An 18575-nucleotide genomic window follows, 5' to 3' on the forward strand; every position below is an offset into this window, starting at 1 on the left:
CCGGACGTGAGCGCCGCTCATCACAGCCCCGACAATTGCTCCATCGGCCAGCGCGCCTGCACGCTGATCGCCAGGCTTTCACGCTGTCCGGCCTGCAGTCGCTGGCAGCCGGCGAACGCGATCATCGCGCCATTATCGGTGCAGAACTCCGGTCGGGCATAAAACACATCGCCTTTCAGGTCGCCGAGCATTTTCTCCAACGAAGACCGCAACGCCTTGTTCGCGCTGACGCCGCCAGCGATCACCAGACGCTTCATGCCCGCCTGTTTCAGGGCACGCTTGCACTTGATAGTCAAAGTCTCCACCACGGCCTGTTGGAACGCCAGCGCGATGTCGCAACGGGCTTGCTCGCTGTCGTCCCCTGCGCTGACGCTCTGCTGCCAGGTGTTCAGGGCAAATGTCTTTAGACCGCTGAAGCTGAAAGCCAGGCCCGGTCGATCACACATCGGACGCGGGAAAGTGAAACGTCCTGCAACGCCCTGCTCCGCCAGACGAGCGATTTCCGGACCGCCCGGATAATTCAGTCCCATCATCTTCGCCGTCTTGTCGAACGCTTCACCGGCAGCATCGTCCAGTGTCTCACCCAGGAGCGTGTATTGGCCGATCCCGTCGACCTGAACCAGCTGCGTATGACCGCCGGACACCAACAAAGCGACGAACGGGAATTCTGGTGGTTTCGACTCCAGCATCGGCGCCAGCAAGTGGCCTTCCATGTGATGCACGCCAAGGGCCGGAATGCCCCAGGCAAAGGCCAGCGCCTGAGCGCAGGAAGCGCCGACCAGCAGCGCCCCCACCAGCCCGGGGCCCGCGGTGTAAGCGATCGCATCTATCTCGGTCGGCACACAACCGGCCTCGGCCAACACCTGACGAATCAAGGGCAGCATGCGTTTGACGTGATCACGCGAGGCCAGCTCCGGCACCACACCGCCATAGGCGCGGTGCAGGTCGATCTGGCTGAACAGCGCGTCGGCCAGCAGGCCACGTTCACTGTCGTATAAGGCGACACCGGTTTCGTCGCAGGAGGTTTCTAATCCCAGTACTAGCATGGGTTTGCGCCTTGTTTAGGCTGAATTCGAAGGCGCGCATAATAGTCGCCATGCGATGCCCCGACTAGCGGTTTTCGATCAGAGGCTTTGCATTCCGAGCGATGAGGGGTTAACATCCGCAACCCTTAAAAACCGACGTCTTCAAGTGCTCTTTTGCCGCGAGGATGTTGACCCCGGTAATGAATGAAGGTAGCTCTGGATGCCAGCCGTCAAAGTAAAAGAGAACGAACCCTTCGACGTAGCTCTGCGTCGTTTCAAGCGCTCCTGCGAAAAAGCCGGTGTACTGGCTGAAGTTCGTAGCCGCGAATTTTACGAGAAGCCAACTTCTGAGCGTAAGCGCAAAGCAGCAGCCGCTGTTAAGCGTCACGCCAAGAAAGTTCAGCGCGAACAGCGCCGCGCCGTTCGTCTGTACTAATACACAGACGATCGTAGCAAGCTTCTGCCAAGCCCGGCCCTCAGCCGGGCTAATGGCATTTGCGGAAAACGCTTGATGCTTCACCGTCAAAGCCGCACACGCGACCTAGACAAACCTGCTTCACAGCGTCAGACCTGGCTCTTTTGCCAGCGGTGCACGTCTTTTCTGACGAGCCTTCCAAGGCTACTGACGAGCACACCCACTGATTCCTCTCACGACGATCAGCCCAAGGCACCTTCTTGCGTGCCCGCTTATGAGCTATCCGGGGCCTTCGACTGGCCACAGCGGATTCAGCGAAACACTTTCAAATAGTCGAATACTGATTGGTATTAACGTCAGTGGATTTTCGGCAGATACACTTCCCGACAGCGATTACGCAGACGACACTGGTCGAGCCGCACATTTTGCGCGCCTCAAACAACGACCCGCGTTTGGCCGCCCTTCGTTTTGGGTCAATTTCAGCGCAGATGACGAGAACGCCATGGCCGGGCTAATTCCCCAGAGCTTCATTGACGACCTTCTGAACCGCACCGACATCGTCGATGTGGTCAGCTCGCGCCTGCAACTGAAAAAGGCCGGCAAGAACTACACGGCCTGCTGCCCGTTTCACAAAGAGAAAACCCCCTCCTTCAGCGTCAGCCCCGACAAGCAGTTCTATTACTGCTTTGGCTGCGGCGCTGGCGGAAACGCTCTCGGCTTCATGATGGACCACGACAATCTGGACTTCATCCAGGCTGTCGAAGAACTGGCCAAAGCCGCCGGTATGGAAATCCCCCGCGAAGAAAGTGGCCGGCCGCACAAACCGCGACAACCAACCGATTCGCCGCTATACCCGCTGCTCACTGCCGCTGCCGACTTTTACCGCCAGGCATTGAAAAGCCATCCGTCGCGCAAAGCCGCAGTGGACTACTTGAAGGGGCGCGGGCTGACCGGCGAGATTGCCCGGGATTTCGGCCTCGGTTTCGCCCCACCCGGCTGGGACAATCTGTTCAAACACTTGAGCAGCGACGCCCTGCAGCAGAAAGCCATGGTCGATGCCGGCTTGCTGATCGAAAACGCCGAAACAGGCAAACGCTATGACCGATTCCGCGATCGTGTGATGTTTCCAATCCGCGACAGCCGCGGACGCATCATCGCTTTTGGTGGCCGGGTATTGGGCGACGACAAACCGAAATACCTCAACTCACCGGAAACCCCGGTATTCCATAAGGGCCAGGAACTCTACGGCCTTTATGAAGCACGCAAGAACAACCGCAACCTCGACGAAATCATCGTCGTCGAAGGCTACATGGACGTCATCGCCCTCGCCCAGCAAGGCCTGCGCAATGCCGTCGCCACGCTGGGCACCGCCACCAGCGAAGAACACTTGAAACGACTGTTTCGCGTCGTGCCCAACGTGCTGTTCTGCTTTGACGGCGACCAGGCCGGCCGTAACGCCGCGTGGCGAGCGCTGGAAGCCACTCTGCCTTGCCTGCAAGACGGGCGTCGGGCCCGCTTCCTGTTCCTCCCAGAGGGCGAGGACCCGGATACGCTGGTCCGCTCTGAAGGCACAGACGCTTTCCGCGCGCGAATCAACCAGCATGCGCAACCGCTGGCGGATTATTTCTTCCAGCAACTGACCGAGGAATCCGATCCGCGCTCGCTTGAAGGCAAGGCCCACATGGCCACCCTCGCCGCACCGCTGATCGACAAAGTCCCGGGGGCGAACCTGCGCATCCTGATGCGCCAGCGCCTGACCGAAATCACCGGACTCAGCGGTGAAGCCGTGAGCCAACTGGTGCAAAGTGCGCCGCAGGAAGCGCCACCGGCCTACGATCCGGGCGTCGATTACGACGCCATGCCGGATTACAGCGACTACCATCAGCCGCAGGCACAAGAGATGTACGTGCCGCAGCAGGAATGGACGCCGAAGAAACCCGGCGCCGGCGGCAAGAAATGGGACAAGAAACCCTGGGACAAGAATGGCAAACGAGGCGGTGGTCGTGATCCACAGAGCGCTCCCCGCACACCGATTGCCGTGGAAGCCCCAACTCTAATCGCGCTTCGCACGCTCATTCATCACCCGGAACTGGCTGGCAAGGTGGAAACCGCCGATCACTTCGCGAATGAGAGCAACACCTACGCGCAACTGCTGGTAGCCCTGATCGAGGCTGTGCAAAAAAATCCTAGGCTAAACTCAATTCAGTTGATGGCCCGCTGGCACGGGACAGAGCAGGGGCGTCTTCTCAAAGCTTTGGCGGAAAAGGAGTGGCTGATTGAAGGCGGCAACCTTGAACAACAGTTTTTAGACACCATTACTAGGCTATCAACCGGTCAACAGACCGATAGCCTGGAAGCACTTATCAGGAAAGCAAGGCAGCCTGGATTGACCCCAGAGGAAGCAAATCAGATCGCAAATCAGATGCGCGACCTATTAAATCGCAATAAGGCTGTACCAAACCCGACCTCAACTGGCGCGTGAGGTCATAGCTCAGGTATAATCCTCGGCTTGTTTTTTGCCCGCCAAGACCTTCAGTGGATAGGGTGTTATGTCCGGAAAAGCGCAACAGCAGTCTCGTATCAAAGAGTTGATCACACTTGGTCGTGAGCAGGGCTACCTGACTTACGCGGAGGTCAACGACCACCTGCCGGAGGATATTTCAGATCCGGAACAGGTGGAAGACATCATCCGCATGATCAATGACATGGGGATCAACGTATTCGAGGTTGCGCCAGATAAGGATTCCCTTATGCTGGCCGACGCCGATACCGACGAAGCCGCGGCCGAAGAGGCAGCAGCAGCGTTGGCAGCGGTCGAGACCGACATTGGTCGCACCACCGACCCAGTGCGCATGTACATGCGTGAAATGGGTACGGTAGAGCTCCTCACACGTGAAGGCGAAATCGAAATCGCCAAACGTATTGAAGAGGGCATCCGCGAAGTGATGGGCGCAATTGCGCACTTCCCTGGCACGGTTGACCATATTCTCTCCGAGTACACTCGCGTCACCACCGAAGGTGGCCGCCTGTCCGACGTCCTGAGCGGTTATATCGACCCGGACGACGGCATTGCGCCGCCTGCTGCAGAAGTGCCGCCGCCCGTCGATCCGAAAGCCGTGAAAGCGGACGACGACACCGACGACGATGACGCCGAAGCAACGGATGACGAAGAAGAAGCCGAAAGCGGTCCGGATCCGGTCATCGCAGCACAGCGTTTTGGCGCTGTCTCCGATCAGATGGAAATCACCCGCAAGGCGCTGAAAAAGCACGGTCGTGGCAACAAGCTGGCAATCGCCGAACTGTTGGTCCTGGCTGAGCTGTTCATGCCGATCAAACTGGTGCCGAAGCAATTCGAAGGCCTGGTCGAGCGTGTTCGCAGTGCCCTGGATCGTCTGCGTCAGCAAGAGCGCGCGATCATGCAGCTGTGCGTTCGTGATGCCCGGATGCCGCGTGCCGATTTCCTGCGCCAGTTCCCGGGCAATGAAGTCGACGAAAGCTGGACCGACGCGCTGGCCAAAGGCAAAAGCAAATACGCTGAAGCCATTGGTCGCCTGCAGCCGGACATTGTTCGTTGCCAGCAGAAGCTCACCGCGCTGGAAACCGAAACCGGTTTGACGATCGCCGAGATCAAGGACATCAACCGTCGCATGTCGATCGGTGAGGCAAAGGCCCGCCGCGCGAAGAAAGAGATGGTTGAAGCGAACTTGCGTCTGGTGATCTCCATCGCCAAGAAGTACACCAACCGTGGCCTGCAGTTCCTCGATCTGATCCAGGAAGGCAACATCGGTCTGATGAAAGCGGTAGACAAGTTTGAATACCGTCGCGGCTACAAATTCTCGACTTATGCCACCTGGTGGATCCGTCAGGCGATCACTCGCTCGATCGCCGACCAGGCCCGCACCATCCGTATTCCGGTGCACATGATCGAGACGATCAACAAGCTCAACCGTATTTCCCGGCAGATGTTGCAGGAAATGGGCCGTGAACCGACCCCGGAAGAGCTGGGCGAACGCATGGAAATGCCTGAGGACAAGATCCGCAAGGTATTGAAGATCGCTAAAGAGCCGATCTCCATGGAAACTCCGATCGGTGATGACGAAGACTCCCATCTGGGTGACTTCATCGAAGACTCGACCATGCAGTCGCCAATCGATGTTGCTACCGTTGAGAGCCTTAAAGAAGCGACTCGCGAAGTCCTGTCCGGCCTCACTGCCCGTGAAGCCAAGGTTCTGCGCATGCGCTTCGGTATCGACATGAATACCGACCACACCCTCGAGGAGGTTGGTAAGCAGTTCGACGTGACCCGTGAACGGATTCGTCAGATCGAAGCCAAGGCGCTGCGCAAGCTGCGCCACCCGACGAGAAGCGAGCATTTGCGCTCTTTCCTCGACGAGTGATCACAAAACCCCCGGCCCAGGCCGGGGGGTTTTGCTTTATGCGGATTAAATCCCCCGCACTTCCCTCCCGCGCCGATTAGCCCGTCTACACTCGAAACATTCCCCCGAGCCATAACGAGACCGTTATGCCCAGACTGCCGACCGTGCTTTTTTTGCTGTCGCTGATGACCTGGACCGCAACGGCTGGCGCGCTGACTCTGACCGACGAAGAACGTAGCTGGCTGGCGGCACACCCGGACTTGCGCCTGGGAGTCGATGCGTCATGGCCACCCTTCGAGTTTCGCGATGACCAGGGCCGCTACCAGGGCCTTGCGGCAGACTACATCGACCTGATCCGTCAACGCCTGGCCATCAAGCTCACGCCCATCGAACCCGTAAGCTGGACGGTTGTGCTCGAACAGGCCAAACAAGCCAAACTGGACTTGTTACCGGGCATCATGTCGACCCCGGAACGCCAGAATTACCTGTCGTTTACGCGCCCTTATCTGGACTTTCCAATTGTCATTCTTGCCCACGTCGGCGGCGCTCAACCGCGCAATATCGAAGACTTGTACGGCCTCAAAATCGCTGTGGTGGAAAATTATGCGCCCCATGAATTGCTGCGTACCCAACATCCCGACCTGAATCTGGTGGGGTTGCCCAACGTCAGCTCAGCCTTGCAGGCACTGGCGACCGATGAAGTGGACGCGGTGGTCGGCGACCTCGCCTCTAGCGTCTGGAGCCTGCGTCAGCTCAAACTCGACGGACTGTATGTCAGCGGTGAGACGCCCTATCGCTATCAATTGGCCATGGGCGTGCCTCGGGACAAGAAGATCCTGGTCGGCATTTTGGACAAAGTCCTGGCGGACATGACTCCGGCGGAAATCAGCGCCATCCAGGAACATTGGGTCGGTAACGTTCTCGATCATCGAACGTTCTGGTCCGATCTGCTCATATACGGCCTGCCGGGATTGCTGCTACTGATCACGGTGCTGGCGGTCGTCATTCGAATCAACCGCCGTCTGAGCTCGGAAATTGCCCGCCGCATCGACCTGGAACAGGAACTGCGCAGCAGCGAATACCATTACCGCGGGCTGGTGGAGAGTCTGTCGGCGATTGCCTGGGAAGCGCGGATCACCGATTTCACCTACAGCTACGTGTCGCCCCACGCCGAAGAATTGCTTGGCTACCCCCTGGCCCATTGGCTGATTCCCGGCTTCTGGCGCAACATCATCCATCCCGCCGACCTGACCCGTGCCCAGACATTCTGCGATCACGAAGTCCTCGCCGGGCGCGATCACAGCCTCGATTACCGGGTAATCACCGCCGATGGACGCTGCATATGGGTGCGCGATATCGTCAGTCTGATCGAGCACGGTCATGAACCGGTGATGCGTGGCCTGATGATCGATATCAGCGAGGCCAAGCGCACCGAAGAGGCGTTGCGCCTGTCGGAACAGAAGTTCGCCTCGGTATTCCAGCAATGCCCGGACATCCTGGTCATCGCGCGACTCTCTGACGGCTGTCTGCTGGAGGTCAACGAAGCATTCGAAGAACAGATCGGGCTCAAGGCAGAAGACGTCATCGGCCAGACAGCCACTGACCTGAACATCTGGGGCATCCCCGGCGTCGGGCCGGGCTTGCTGCAGCGTTTGCAGGCCGGCAGCATCCGTAACCTGGAGATGCCCTTTCGCCGCAACAATGGCCAGGTATTTACCGGCCTGATCTCCGCCGAACCCTTCGACCTCGACACTACCCCGGCGTTGGTGGTGGTCGTGCGGGATATCAGTCAACTCAAGGAAACCCAGCAACAGCTGCAAACCTCCGAAGAAAAATTCGCAAAGGCCTTCCATGCTTCGCCCGACGGTTTGTTGCTGTCCCGGCAGAGCGACGGTTTGCTGCTGGAAGTCAACGAGGGTTTCAGCCGCATTACCGGTTTCAACAGTGCAATGTCCGTAGACCGCTCGGCATTGGAGTTGGGGATCTGGGTCAATCTCAATGAACGCAAACAGATGCTCGATCTGCTGCAACGCGACGGTTTCGTCCGCGACTTCAGTTGCCATATCCGCCGCAGCGACGGGCAGATCCGCCTCTGCGAGGTGTCGAGCCGTCCGCTGCCGATCGGCGATGAAGACTGCATGCTGACCATCGCCAGAGACATCACAGAACGCCACTTGATGCAGGAAAAACTGCAACAGGCGGCGACCGTGTTCGAGAGTACTGCCGAGGGCGTGTTGATCACCGACACCCAGCAGCACATCAGCGCAGTCAATCGCGCCTTTACTGAAATTACCGGCTATAGCGAAAGCGAAGCACTGGGCCACACCCCTCGCCTGCTCGCCTCGGGCCTCCACGACAGCGCTTTCTACGCGGCCATGTGGCATCAACTGACGGCAGAAGGGCATTGGCAGGGCGAGATTTCCAACCGGCGCAAAAACGGAGAACTCTATCCGAGCTGGCTGACCATCAGCGCCGTGCGCAACCGCGACAAGTTCATCACCCACTTTGTCGCCGTATTCGCGGATATTTCCAGCCTTAAGCACGCGCAGGCCAAACTCGACTACCAGGCGCACCACGACCCGCTGACTGGCTTGCCAAACCGCACGCTGTTCGAGAGCCGACTGCTGTCCGCACTCAACAGCCAGCAGGAAAACGGTGGCCAGGGCGCGGTGTTGTTCCTCGATCTCGACCGCTTCAAACACATCAACGACAGCCTTGGCCACCCCGTCGGCGACCTGCTGCTCAAGGGCATCGCCGTGCGCCTCAAGGAGCAGTTGCGCGACATCGACACCGTTGCACGCCTGGGCGGTGACGAATTCATCATCCTGTTGCCGGGCCTGCAACAGTCCAGCGATGCCGACAACATTGCCACCAAGCTGCTCAACTGCTTCTCCGCACCGTTCCAGGCCGGCGAGCACGAGTTCTTCATCAGCGCCAGCATTGGCACCAGCCTGTACCCCAAGGACGGCTGTGACGTCGCCACACTGGTCAAGAACGCCGACGCGGCGATGTACCGCTCCAAGGCCAAGGGGCGCAACCGGGTCGAAAGCTATACCCGCGACTTGACCGCGCAGGCCAGCGAGAGGGTCGCACTGGAACATGAACTGCGCCGCGCCATCGAGCGTAATGAACTGTTGCTGCACTACCAGCCGAAAATCAGCCTGGAGGACAACCGCCTGGTGGGAGCTGAAGCCCTCATCCGCTGGCATCACCCGACCTTTGGTACCGTGCCGCCCGAGCATTTCATTCCCTTGGCCGAAGAGAACGGGATGATTTTGCAAATCGGCGACTGGGTGCTCGAGACCGCGTGCCGGCAGATGTACGAATGGAGCCTGACTTATGAATGCCTCGGCCCATTGTCGGTCAACCTCGCCGGCGCGCAACTGCGCCAGCCCAACCTGCTCGGCCGGATCGAACAACTGCTCAAGGACAACGGTCTTCAGCCCGGATTATTGCAACTGGAAATTACCGAAAACTTCATCATGAGTCAGGCCGAAGAAGCGCTGGCAGTGCTGCATCAACTCAAACACCTGGGCGTACAACTGGCCATCGATGACTTCGGCACTGGCTACTCTTCCCTGAGTTACCTCAAACGTCTGCCGCTGGATATTCTCAAGATTGACCAGTCTTTCGTCCGCGGCCTGCCTGATGATCCCCATGACGCGGCCATTGTTCGCGCGATCATCGCGCTGGGCCGCAGCATGCAATTCACGGTGATTGCCGAAGGCGTTGAAACCTTGGCGCAGCAACAATTTCTCGCCGAAGAAGGCTGCGAACAGATTCAGGGCTACATCGTCAGCCTGCCCTTGCCGGCAGATGAATTCGCCGCGACGTTTCTTCGTATGGCCGTATCGGATTTTTCGGATAGCACAGCAGAGAAACCGTCGCTATAATCCGCGACCTACTGAGGGCCTATAGCTCAGTTGGTTAGAGCAGAGGACTCATAATCCTTTGGTCCACGGTTCAAGTCCGTGTGGGCCCACCAAACAAGAAAGCCGCGCTGAATGCGCGGCTTTTTCGTGTCTGAGTGGCTGGTTTTTTGTAGCACTGATTTTTGAGTCGCTCAGTTCGCAAAGTTTTCGATCTTTACCTGTCCCTCAGGAAAGGTCGCGATGATTTCCAGCTCACCACCCATTGCGCGTATGTAGGTTCGCAATGTGCTGATGTACATATCGGAGCGTCGCTCCATCCGAGAAATCGCCGCCTGATTGACATGCAGCGTCTTGGCCAGCGTTTCCTGGCTCAATGCCTGAGCCTGGCGCATCTCGTGCAACGGCATTTCCGCTCGCAGTTTTCGAACCAGCGCGTCGACACTCTCTTGAAACTCAGGAGAGCGCCGTGCGATCAAATCAGCGAATTTTTTAGCCATTCTCATAGCCCTTTCTTCATTGTTTCCAAATGCTCGTCGTACAACCGTTCGGCCAGCGGCATATGCTCCAGATACCAACGACCACGGCCGGTTTTATCATCGTTCGAGATTTGCTGACCACCACGAATGCCAATGAGTTGTTAACAATGATTTCTGCAGCCCGTTGAGCTTCTCTTCAATCGCTGAAGAGAAGTACAGCGAGGTAGGCCCCATACGCCTCATTGACTGTAAAATCGCTCGCCGAGCCTGCTTTGTTTACTACTGGTGTTGGAATATCGGATGACGCCCGCAGACCTTGTAGGCAAACTCCGAATCGTGCGTCTTGCGCACTTTGATGCCTTGCTGCGCTTTTCTTCGACGAGATAGTCTCGTGACGTCGCTGACCATTCAGCGATCGGGCTTGGAAACCCGTCGAAATTAATCGCAACAGCCCGCTTCAGGATTGACGCTTTATAGCCTGCACTCCTGGTTTATGGCGGCTGTGCGCGGGACGTCTTCGGACGTGCCGGTTTCCTCGCCTGGACCGCGCATTACCTGACGGCGATGAGCAAAGCTGTGATCGACGATGTGGCGAAAGTGCTGAACAGGGAGCGTCATCAGACCGCTTCGAACGAGTAGCGGCGGAAAAGCCGTGGAATGAGACCGGAGAACTCGGGGCTTTCAAAATATGGCGGCCGTGAGCTATTTATGCCCGAGGACTCAACACTGGAATACCCCGCAGCAGCGGCAACCGCTCAAGCATCTCACGTGTACAAACGACCTCATACGTATCCGCCGCTCTCCCCCACTGTTCCACGATGAACATACGGCCGACCAGCGCCAAAGCCAGTTCGGAGATCGTATCGGCCAGATCCTCAACGAGTTTTTGAGTCCGATCCCACACGCGATCAGTAATCGCTTTCAGCTCAGCAGTAACAAGCTCGGCCGACGCGGGATCCGTATCGGGACAAGTGATATTGCGCAGCAAGTTCTGTAACTCTTTGACTTTCGCGTAATCCTGCTCGGCCCCTAACGCTCCTTTCAGGACGGCAATGGCTTTCGTCTTATCGACGCGTTTGCCGGACGAACGTGTTGGCGGTAATGTCTGCGCCATAGCGCCAGCCAAGAGGACAATCATCCGATTCTCCAAGTGTGTCTTCAACGCTTCCAGCGAATGAATGGGCCGCGCCAATGTGATGGAAGCCCCCCCTTGATGCCGCAAGTCCATGGTCACGGACAAGGTGACGCCACCGGTTTCGAACCCCAACGCGCGAGCCACTACGTAGTGACCCATTTCGTGATGGGCAATCTGCACCGCACGGTCGCGCACAACGGTCGGCATGTTCGTCGTCATTTCATCGCCCCCCGATTCCTAGACTTTGCCTGCCAGTTCTCAGCCCCACATTAACGGTACTGAGCCTAGATCAAGCATCCACTGTGCAGGATGTGCCTGTAACATATTGAACCATTGATCTGTCCCGCTGGAGCCAACCTTGCCTGAAATCCGCCCGCCCGTTCTTGACGAAATCGACCGCCAGTTAATCGCAGCCCTGCAGATCAATGCTCGCGAAAGCGTGGCCATGCTCGCCCGGCAACTGGGCATTGCTCGCACCACTGTGACTTCGCGGTTAGCACGGCTGGAAAAGGCCAGAGTCATCACCGGTTACGGCGTGCGTTTGGGTCAACGGGTCGTGGACGGCGGATTGCAGGCTTACGTCGGGATCACGGTGCAGCCACGTTCCGGCAAGGAAGTGTTGCGGCGGTTGGGGGCGATGGCACAGGTGCAGCAGTTGTGTGCGGTCAGTGGCGAATTTGATTATGTGGCGTGGCTGAGAACTGATTCGCCGGAGCAGTTGGACCAGTTGCTGGATCAGATTGGCAGTGTGGATGGGGTGGAGAAGACGACCACTTCGATCATCTTGAGTAGCAAGATCGATCGCGGCCAGCCGGTTTAAACACGATCGTAATGTGTGAGCGGGCTTGCTCGCGAAAGCGGTGTGCCATTGAAAAATGAGGTGACTGACACACCGCTTTCGCGAGCAAGTCGAATCGTCGCACCGCCGCTCCCACAGTTAACAGTGTGTATCTATAGATCGTCATTCTGATCAATTAATTAGCAAAACGACGACACATTGCGTCTTATTAACGTGTTCTACGCTCTCTAGAATGGCTGCCATCTTTTCCTATACTCAGACGCGCATCCCGCGTCCGGTCGCCAGCAAGGTCAACCATGAACAAGAACAATCGCCATCCTGCAGACGGTAAAAAACCAGTCACCATTTTCGGCCCGGACTTTCCATTCGGCTTCGATGACTGGATCGAACACCCGGCAGGTCTGGGCAGTATTCCGGCGCACAACCACGGGGCCGAAGTGGCGATCGTTGGCGCGGGCATCGCCGGCTTGGTGGCCGCGTATGAATTGATGAAGCTGGGCCTCAAGCCCGTCGTTTACGAAGCCTCCAAACTGGGCGGCCGTCTGCGCTCGCAGGCGTTCAACGGGACCGATGGCATCGTCGCCGAACTGGGTGGCATGCGCTTCCCGGTATCGTCCACGGCGTTCTACCACTATGTCGACAAGCTCGGTCTCGAGACCAAACCCTTCCCCAACCCGCTGACACCTGCCTCTGGCAGCACCGTGATCGACCTGGAAGGCAAAACCCATTACGCACAGAAACTGGCGGATCTTCCTGCACTGTTCCAGGAAGTGGCTGACGCCTGGGCGGACGCACTGGAGGCCGGCTCGCAGTTCTCCGATATCCAGCAAGCGATCCGCGACCGTGACGTGCCGCGCCTCAAAGAGCTCTGGAACACGTTGGTTCCGCTGTGGGACGACCGCACCTTCTACGACTTCGTCGCCACTTCCGAGGCATTCGCCAAGCTCTCGTTCCATCACCGCGAAGTGTTCGGTCAGGTCGGCTTCGGCACCGGCGGCTGGGACTCGGACTTCCCGAACTCAATGCTCGAAATCTTCCGCGTGGTGATGACCAACTGCGACGATCACCAACACCTGGTCGTTGGCGGCGTCGAACAAGTGCCGCAAGGCATCTGGCGCCATGTGCCGGAACGTTGCGTGCACTGGCCCGAAGGCACCAGCCTCAAGTCGCTGCACAGAGGCGCTCCGCGCTCCGGGGTCAAGAAAATCGCTCACGCTCCGGACGGCCGTTTTGCGGTCACCGATAACAACGGCGACACTCGCGAATACGCCGCCGTATTGACCACCTGCCAGAGCTGGCTGCTGACTACCCAGATCGAATGCGATGAAACCCTGTTCTCGCAAAAAATGTGGATGGCCCTCGACCGCACCCGCTATATGCAATCGTCGAAAACCTTCGTGATGGTCGACCGCCCGTTCTGGAAGGACAAGGATCCGGAAACCGGGCGCGATCTGATGAGCATGACCCTCACCGATCGCCTGACCCGCGGCACCTACCTGTTCGACAACGGCGACGACAAGCCGGGCGTGATTTGCCTGTCGTATTCGTGGATGAGCGACGCGCTGAAGATGCTCCCGCACCCGGTGGAAAAACGCGTGGAACTGGCGTTGAACGCGCTGAAAAAGATCTACCCGAAAGTGGACATCGCCGCGCGGATCATTGGTGATCCGATCACCGTGTCGTGGGAAGCCGACCCGCATTTCCTCGGGGCTTTCAAAGGCGCCCTTCCAGGTCACTATCGCTACAACCAGCGCATGTACGCGCACTTCATGCAAGCCGACATGCCAGCCGAGCAGCGCGGGATTTTCATCGCCGGCGACGACGTTTCATGGACGCCGGCGTGGGTTGAAGGTGCGGTACAGACGTCGCTCAATGCGGTGTGGGGCATCATGAAACACTTCGGCGGTGAAACTCACGCCGAGAACCCGGGTCCAGGAGATGTGTTCAACGAGATCGGTCCGATCGCCCTGCCCGAGTAAGAGGAATTCCGAATGCGCGTAGCCCTTTATCAATGTCCGCCGCTGCCCCTGGACGTCGCCGGCAATCTGCAACGCCTGCATCAACTGGCGTTGGAGGCGAAAGGCGCCGATTTGCTGGTGCTACCGGAGATGTTTCTGACCGGCTACAACATTGGGGTCGATGCCGTGAGCGTGCTGGCGGAGGTCTACAACGGTGAATCGGCGCAGCAGATCGCACGCATTGCCAAGACGGCGGGGATTGCCATTTTGTATGGCTACCCCGAGCGCACTGAGGACGGGCAGATATACAACGCCGTGCAATTGATCGACGCCAGTGGCGAGCGCCTGTGCAACTACCGAAAGACTCATCTGTACGGCGACCTTGATCATTCGATGTTCAGCGCCGGGCATGATGATTTTCCGCTGGTGGAGCTCAATGGCTGGAAACTCGGTTTTCTGATCTGCTATGACGTTGAGTTTCCGGAAAACGCGCGACGTCTGGCCTTGGCCGGCGCCGAGCTGATTCTGGTGCCGACAGCGAACATGATTCCCTACGACTTCGTCGCCGATGTCACCGTCCGCGCCCGGGCTTTCGAAAACCAGTGTTACGTGGCGTACGCCAATTACTGCGGCAGCGAGGGTGAAATCCACTACTGCGGCCAGAGCAGCATCGCCGCACCGGATGGCAGCCGCATCGCCCAGGCCGGCCTGGATGAAGCGTTGATTGTCGGTGAACTGGATCGTCAGTTGATGGTCGATTCCCGCGCTGCCAATCGCTACTTTATCGATCGCCGCCCCGAGCTTTACGGCGAGCTGAACAAGCGCTGATCTATCGTTATCCGCTAGCATGAGCGCTTCTCTGTTCTGGAAGTGCTCATGCCTGCGTTGAATCCTTCTCGCCCCCACACTGAAACCCTGGCCAACGGCCTGCGGGTAACGCTGCGTCATGCACCGAATTTGAAGCGTTGTGCTGCGGCGTTACGGGTTGCTGCGGGCAGTCACGACGTGCCGCTGGCATGGCCGGGACTGGCGCATTTCTTCGAACACCTACTGTTTTTGGGCACTGAACGTTTTCCCACAGAACAAGGGTTGATGGCCTACGTTCAAGGTCATGGCGGGCAGGTGAATGCACGCACCAGCGAACGCACCACGGACTTCTTTTTTGAGTTGCCAACTCAGGCATTCAGCGGTGGGCTGGAGCGTCTGTCAGACATGCTCGCTCATCCGCGTATGAATACGGACGATCAGCAGCGGGAACGGGAAGTGTTGCAGGCAGAGTTTGTCGCCTGGTCGCAGGACGCGACGGCGCAACAGCGGCTGGCGCTGTTCGATGGACTTTCGCCGACTCATCCGCTGCGCGGGTTTCATGCCGGCAACCGCGACAGCCTGCCGGTGGCGCAAGCGGATTTTCAGCAAGCGCTGAAGGATTTCCATCAGCGGTTTTATCGGACCGGGCAGATGACGTTGAGCCTGGCCGGCCCGCAAAGTATCGAAGAACTGAAGAAAATGGCGCTGAGTTTCGACGCGGCGATCCCCATCGGAGAAAACGTCCCGCAACAGGCTCCTGTGCCGCTGACGGAATCTTTGGACGCCAGTTATCAACAGGTGAGCGAGCGTCGACTCGACCTGCTGTTTACCTTCGAATCACTGCCTCCTTCGTCGACCGAAGCATTGGCGTTTCTGTGCCATTGGTTGAACGCCGCGAAACCCGGCGGGCTACTGGCTGAGTTGCGCGCGTGCGGTTTGACTGAGCATTTGAAAGCCGAAACGTTGTATCAGTTTGCCGGGCAAGCGTTACTGCACATCGCATTCACAACGACCGCACCGGCGAGCGACCTGCGCGAGAAGCTGCTGGATTGGTTGAGCTTTTTTGCCGCGCAGCAAGATTGGGCCCGTCTGCGTGACGAGTTCGCCACCCTGCTCCAGCGCCAGCAACAAGTCAGCGGTGCACTGCAACTGGCCCGACTCGACAGCGAACAGCTTGAAACCGGCTTGTCCGGGCAAGGCGTTGTAGCGCTCAAGGACATCCTTAAAAAAATCGGCGCTGTGGATAACTTCAGCGGTGAATGGCAACTGCCGGCGCCGAATCCGTTCTTGCGCGACGAAGCGCCGCTCCAAAATGCCGGACTGATTCGTGGGCAAACCAGCAAGCACCGTGGCCTGCGAACGTTTGCCCAGGATCGTTCGCGCAGCCGTCGCGAGCATTCTCCAATGCAATTCAGCCAGGCCTTACCGGATAACACCGCTGAAGGCGCGATTTATTTGCGCTGGCGACTCGAGGCCGAACCTCACCCGCGCCTTCAGCAGCGCCTGGAAAAAAGCCTGCAGCCACTGCGCGAGGATGCGCGTCAGGCGGGCGTCGACTTTTCCTTCAGCGCATCGGGAAATGAATGGCTGCTGATGGTTACGGGACTGCAGGAGCCGATGCCAACCATTCTCGAACATGCGCTGAAAGAGCTGACAAAACCTGCCAACGGTTTCTCACAGGAGGAACTGAAACGCCCCGCGCTGATCCCGATTAAACAACTGCTCAAAGCGTTGCCCGATCATTGCCTTGAGCACACCGGTGTCTGTTATGACTTGCAGCAGCTATGGTCGAGTGCGCGCTGGGAAGGCCTGGCCATCGGCCTGTCGGCGCAGACTCAAGCGGCGATGGGTTTGGCCCTCAGCCGCGTGCCTGGCGTGGCGGACACCCAACCGTCTTCGCCGTCCTCGATCAACTCACAGCGCCTGTGGACAACGCTCGACACCGAATCCAGCGAACATGCGTTGTTGCTGTTCTGTCCGACAGCCACCCGGGAGATCTGCGACGAAGCCGCCTGGCGCTTGCTGGCGCACGTCGGTCAGACGCCGTTCTACCAGCGCCTGCGGGTTGAGTTGCAACTGGGCTATGCGGTGTTCAGTGCACTGCGCCAGATCCATGGGCAGACCGGGATGTTATTCGGCGTGCAATCTCCGAGTACCGCACCCTTGAGTTTGCTGGAACACATCGAACACTTCCTGAGCGAATTGCCTGGAATGATCGAATGCATCGACGAGGCTGCTTTTATTGACCAGCGCCAAGCACTGGCCGGTCAATTCGATCTGGCCTCGCTGCCCACCACACAGGCTGCCGAATTGCTCTGGCAGGGCAAGCTGGCTGGCCGCTCGTCGGATTATCTGACGCAACTGACCTTGTCGATTCTGGCCATAGACCGCTCCGCCCTGATTGCCGCCGCCCATCGACTGAACAACGCCGAAGGTGGCTGGCGCTGCCTGGCCAGCAGTTCGGTACCGATAGCGCCTTGGCAAGTGACAAAATGATCATTACCGCTGGTGCAATTAGCTTTTTCCGAGAATGCAGGCCTTTCGCGCTGTAATTTTAAGTAACATAGCCACCTAACTATCTGAACATCTCCGGCTGGGGGTGGACTATATGTATAGAACTCAACTGTCCCATCACCTGAAGGAGCGCTCCCATGTCTTGGTCCAAACCTGCTTACACCGACCTGCGTATCGGCTTTGAAGTCACTATGTACTTCGCGAGCCGCTAAGTTTGTCCCGCCGTCCAGCGCCTCGGTTTGCCGAGGCGTTTTTATTTTCAGCGTTGAAATGATGGAGCACTCATGTTTGTCCAGATTCTAGGTTCCGCCGCCGGCGGCGGTTTCCCCCAGTGGAACTGCAACTGCGTGAACTGCGCAGGTTTTCGCGACGGTAGCCTGAATGCCAAGGCGCGGACCCAGTCATCCATCGCGATTTCCGATGACGGCGTGAACTGGGTGCTGTGCAACGCCTCGCCGGACATCCGTGCCCAACTCCAGAGTTTCACTCCAATGCAACCGGGTCGCGCCCTTCGCGATACCGGCATCAGCGCGATCATCCTGATGGACAGCCAGATCGACCATACCACCGGGCTACTCAGCCTGCGCGAGGGTTGCCCGCACGATGTCTGGTGCACCGACATGGTCCATGAAGATTTGAGTACGGGTTTCCCGCTGTTCACCATGTTGACTCACTGGAACGGCGGGTTGAACTGGAACCGCATCGACCTCGACCACAGTTTCACCATCCCGACCTGCCCAAACCTGCGCTTCACCCCGCTGCCGCTGCGCAGCGCTGCGCCGCCGTACTCGCCGCACCGCTTCGACCCGCATCCGGGTGACAATATCGGGCTGATCGTCGAAGACCTGAACACCGGCGGCAAGCTGTTCTACGCGCCGGGCCTCGGCAAGGTCGACGCACCGCTGTTGAAAATCATGGCCGGCTGCGACTGCCTGCTGGTGGACGGCACTATGTGGGACGACGACGAAATGCAGCGCCGTGGTGTCGGCACCCGCACCGGTCGGGAAATGGGCCACCTGGCGCAAAACGGCCACGGCGGCATGCTGGACGTGCTGGAGCAACTGCCCAAACAACGCAAGGTGCTCATCCATATCAACAACACCAACCCGATTCTCAATGAGGATTCGCCGGAGCGTGCCGAGCTGGTTCGGCGTGATGTTGAAGTGGCGTATGACGGCATGAGTATTGTGTTGTAAGA

13 protein-coding genes, 1 tRNA gene and 1 pseudogene are annotated in these 18575 nt (G+C 58.4%); 12 read left to right on the plus strand and 3 right to left on the minus strand.

Annotation, left to right across the window (positions count from 1 at the left end; translation table 11 throughout):
• Positions 1-20: 20 nt before the first annotated feature.
• Entirely contained in the window at positions 21-1046 is a 1026-nt protein-coding gene (tsaD, locus tag ACYZT9_RS24355; RefSeq protein ID WP_462007746.1) for a tRNA (adenosine(37)-N6)-threonylcarbamoyltransferase complex transferase subunit TsaD, read from the minus strand.
• Positions 1047-1245: 199 nt separating this feature from the next.
• Between tsaD and rpsU the strand changes: the two genes are divergently transcribed.
• The 5 genes from rpsU to ACYZT9_RS24380 all read left to right on the plus strand — a co-directional run bounded on the left by rpsU (position 1246) and on the right by ACYZT9_RS24380 (position 9801).
• Positions 1246-1461 carry a 30S ribosomal protein S21 gene (gene rpsU, locus ACYZT9_RS24360; protein WP_002551877.1) on the plus strand — a complete coding sequence of 72 codons (216 nt, stop codon included), beginning with the start codon at positions 1246-1248 and terminating at the stop codon, positions 1459-1461.
• A 481-nt stretch (positions 1462-1942) separates the two neighbouring features.
• Positions 1943-3922, plus strand: a complete 1980-nt coding sequence (dnaG, locus tag ACYZT9_RS24365; RefSeq protein WP_462007747.1) for a DNA primase — start codon at positions 1943-1945, stop codon at positions 3920-3922.
• 67 nt (positions 3923-3989) lie between these two features.
• Entirely contained in the window at positions 3990-5837 is a 1848-nt protein-coding gene (gene rpoD, locus ACYZT9_RS24370; RefSeq protein ID WP_462007748.1) for an RNA polymerase sigma factor RpoD, read from the plus strand.
• Positions 5838-5962: 125 nt separating this feature from the next.
• Positions 5963-9709: a bifunctional diguanylate cyclase/phosphodiesterase gene (locus tag ACYZT9_RS24375; protein ID WP_462007749.1), complete on the plus strand. Its 3747-nt coding sequence runs from the start codon at positions 5963-5965 to the stop codon at positions 9707-9709.
• Positions 9710-9724: 15 nt separating this feature from the next.
• Positions 9725-9801, plus strand: a tRNA-Ile gene (locus ACYZT9_RS24380).
• 78 nt (positions 9802-9879) lie between these two features.
• On the opposite strand, the gene ACYZT9_RS24385 is transcribed toward ACYZT9_RS24380, so the two are convergent.
• Positions 9880-10185 (minus strand): helix-turn-helix domain-containing protein, encoded by a 306-nt coding sequence (locus tag ACYZT9_RS24385; RefSeq protein ID WP_462007750.1) that lies wholly within the window; start codon positions 10183-10185, stop codon positions 9880-9882.
• A gap of 516 nt (positions 10186-10701) precedes the next feature.
• Between ACYZT9_RS24385 and ACYZT9_RS24390 the strand changes: the two are divergent.
• Positions 10702-10803: pseudogene (locus tag ACYZT9_RS24390) on the plus strand (DUF3077 domain-containing protein); the annotation flags it as partial.
• Between the two features lie 67 nt (positions 10804-10870).
• Here the strand turns inward: ACYZT9_RS24390 and ACYZT9_RS24395 are convergent.
• Positions 10871-11518 carry a peptidase M41 gene (locus tag ACYZT9_RS24395; protein WP_462007751.1) on the minus strand — a complete coding sequence of 216 codons (648 nt, stop codon included), beginning with the start codon at positions 11516-11518 and terminating at the stop codon, positions 10871-10873.
• Between the two features lie 139 nt (positions 11519-11657).
• Between ACYZT9_RS24395 and ACYZT9_RS24400 the strand changes: the two genes are divergently transcribed.
• The 6 genes from ACYZT9_RS24400 to pqqB all read left to right on the plus strand — a co-directional run bounded on the left by ACYZT9_RS24400 (position 11658) and on the right by pqqB (position 18573).
• Positions 11658-12119: an Lrp/AsnC family transcriptional regulator gene (locus ACYZT9_RS24400; RefSeq protein WP_462007752.1), complete on the plus strand. Its 462-nt coding sequence runs from the start codon at positions 11658-11660 to the stop codon at positions 12117-12119.
• 275 nt (positions 12120-12394) lie between these two features.
• Entirely contained in the window at positions 12395-14077 is a 1683-nt protein-coding gene (locus ACYZT9_RS24405) for a flavin monoamine oxidase family protein (RefSeq protein WP_462007753.1), read from the plus strand.
• Positions 14078-14089: 12 nt separating this feature from the next.
• Positions 14090-14884 carry a carbon-nitrogen hydrolase family protein gene (locus ACYZT9_RS24410; RefSeq protein WP_462007754.1) on the plus strand — a complete coding sequence of 265 codons (795 nt, stop codon included), beginning with the start codon at positions 14090-14092 and terminating at the stop codon, positions 14882-14884.
• 48 nt (positions 14885-14932) lie between these two features.
• Positions 14933-17359 (plus strand): pyrroloquinoline quinone biosynthesis protein PqqF, encoded by a 2427-nt coding sequence (gene pqqF / locus ACYZT9_RS24415; protein WP_462007755.1) that lies wholly within the window; start codon positions 14933-14935, stop codon positions 17357-17359.
• Positions 17360-17514: 155 nt separating this feature from the next.
• Positions 17515-17589, plus strand: coding sequence for a pyrroloquinoline quinone precursor peptide PqqA (pqqA, locus tag ACYZT9_RS24420; RefSeq protein ID WP_009045898.1), 75 nt, complete (start codon positions 17515-17517; stop codon positions 17587-17589).
• A 72-nt stretch (positions 17590-17661) separates the two neighbouring features.
• Positions 17662-18573: a pyrroloquinoline quinone biosynthesis protein PqqB gene (gene pqqB, locus ACYZT9_RS24425; protein WP_462007756.1), complete on the plus strand. Its 912-nt coding sequence runs from the start codon at positions 17662-17664 to the stop codon at positions 18571-18573.
• Positions 18574-18575: the final 2 nt, after the last annotated feature.

It is taken from the genome of Pseudomonas sp. ZT5P21, from assembly GCF_054897785.1.

Coding starts and splice junctions, on each gene's coding strand:
- pqqB (WP_462007756.1), top strand. CDS start 17,662: ATGTTTGTCCAGATTCTAGGTTCCGCCGCCGGCGGCGGTTTCCCCCAG.
- ACYZT9_RS24405 (WP_462007753.1), top strand. CDS start 12,395: ATGAACAAGAACAATCGCCATCCTGCAGACGGTAAAAAACCAGTCACC.
- ACYZT9_RS24410 (WP_462007754.1), top strand. CDS start 14,090: ATGCGCGTAGCCCTTTATCAATGTCCGCCGCTGCCCCTGGACGTCGCC.
- rpsU (WP_002551877.1), top strand. CDS start 1,246: ATGCCAGCCGTCAAAGTAAAAGAGAACGAACCCTTCGACGTAGCTCTG.
- pqqF (WP_462007755.1), top strand. CDS start 14,933: ATGCCTGCGTTGAATCCTTCTCGCCCCCACACTGAAACCCTGGCCAAC.
- dnaG (WP_462007747.1), top strand. CDS start 1,943: ATGGCCGGGCTAATTCCCCAGAGCTTCATTGACGACCTTCTGAACCGC.
- ACYZT9_RS24375 (WP_462007749.1), top strand. CDS start 5,963: ATGCCCAGACTGCCGACCGTGCTTTTTTTGCTGTCGCTGATGACCTGG.
- ACYZT9_RS24395 (WP_462007751.1), bottom strand. CDS start 11,518: ATGACGACGAACATGCCGACCGTTGTGCGCGACCGTGCGGTGCAGATT.
- rpoD (WP_462007748.1), top strand. CDS start 3,990: ATGTCCGGAAAAGCGCAACAGCAGTCTCGTATCAAAGAGTTGATCACA.
- ACYZT9_RS24385 (WP_462007750.1), bottom strand. CDS start 10,185: ATGGCTAAAAAATTCGCTGATTTGATCGCACGGCGCTCTCCTGAGTTT.
- tsaD (WP_462007746.1), bottom strand. CDS start 1,046: ATGCTAGTACTGGGATTAGAAACCTCCTGCGACGAAACCGGTGTCGCC.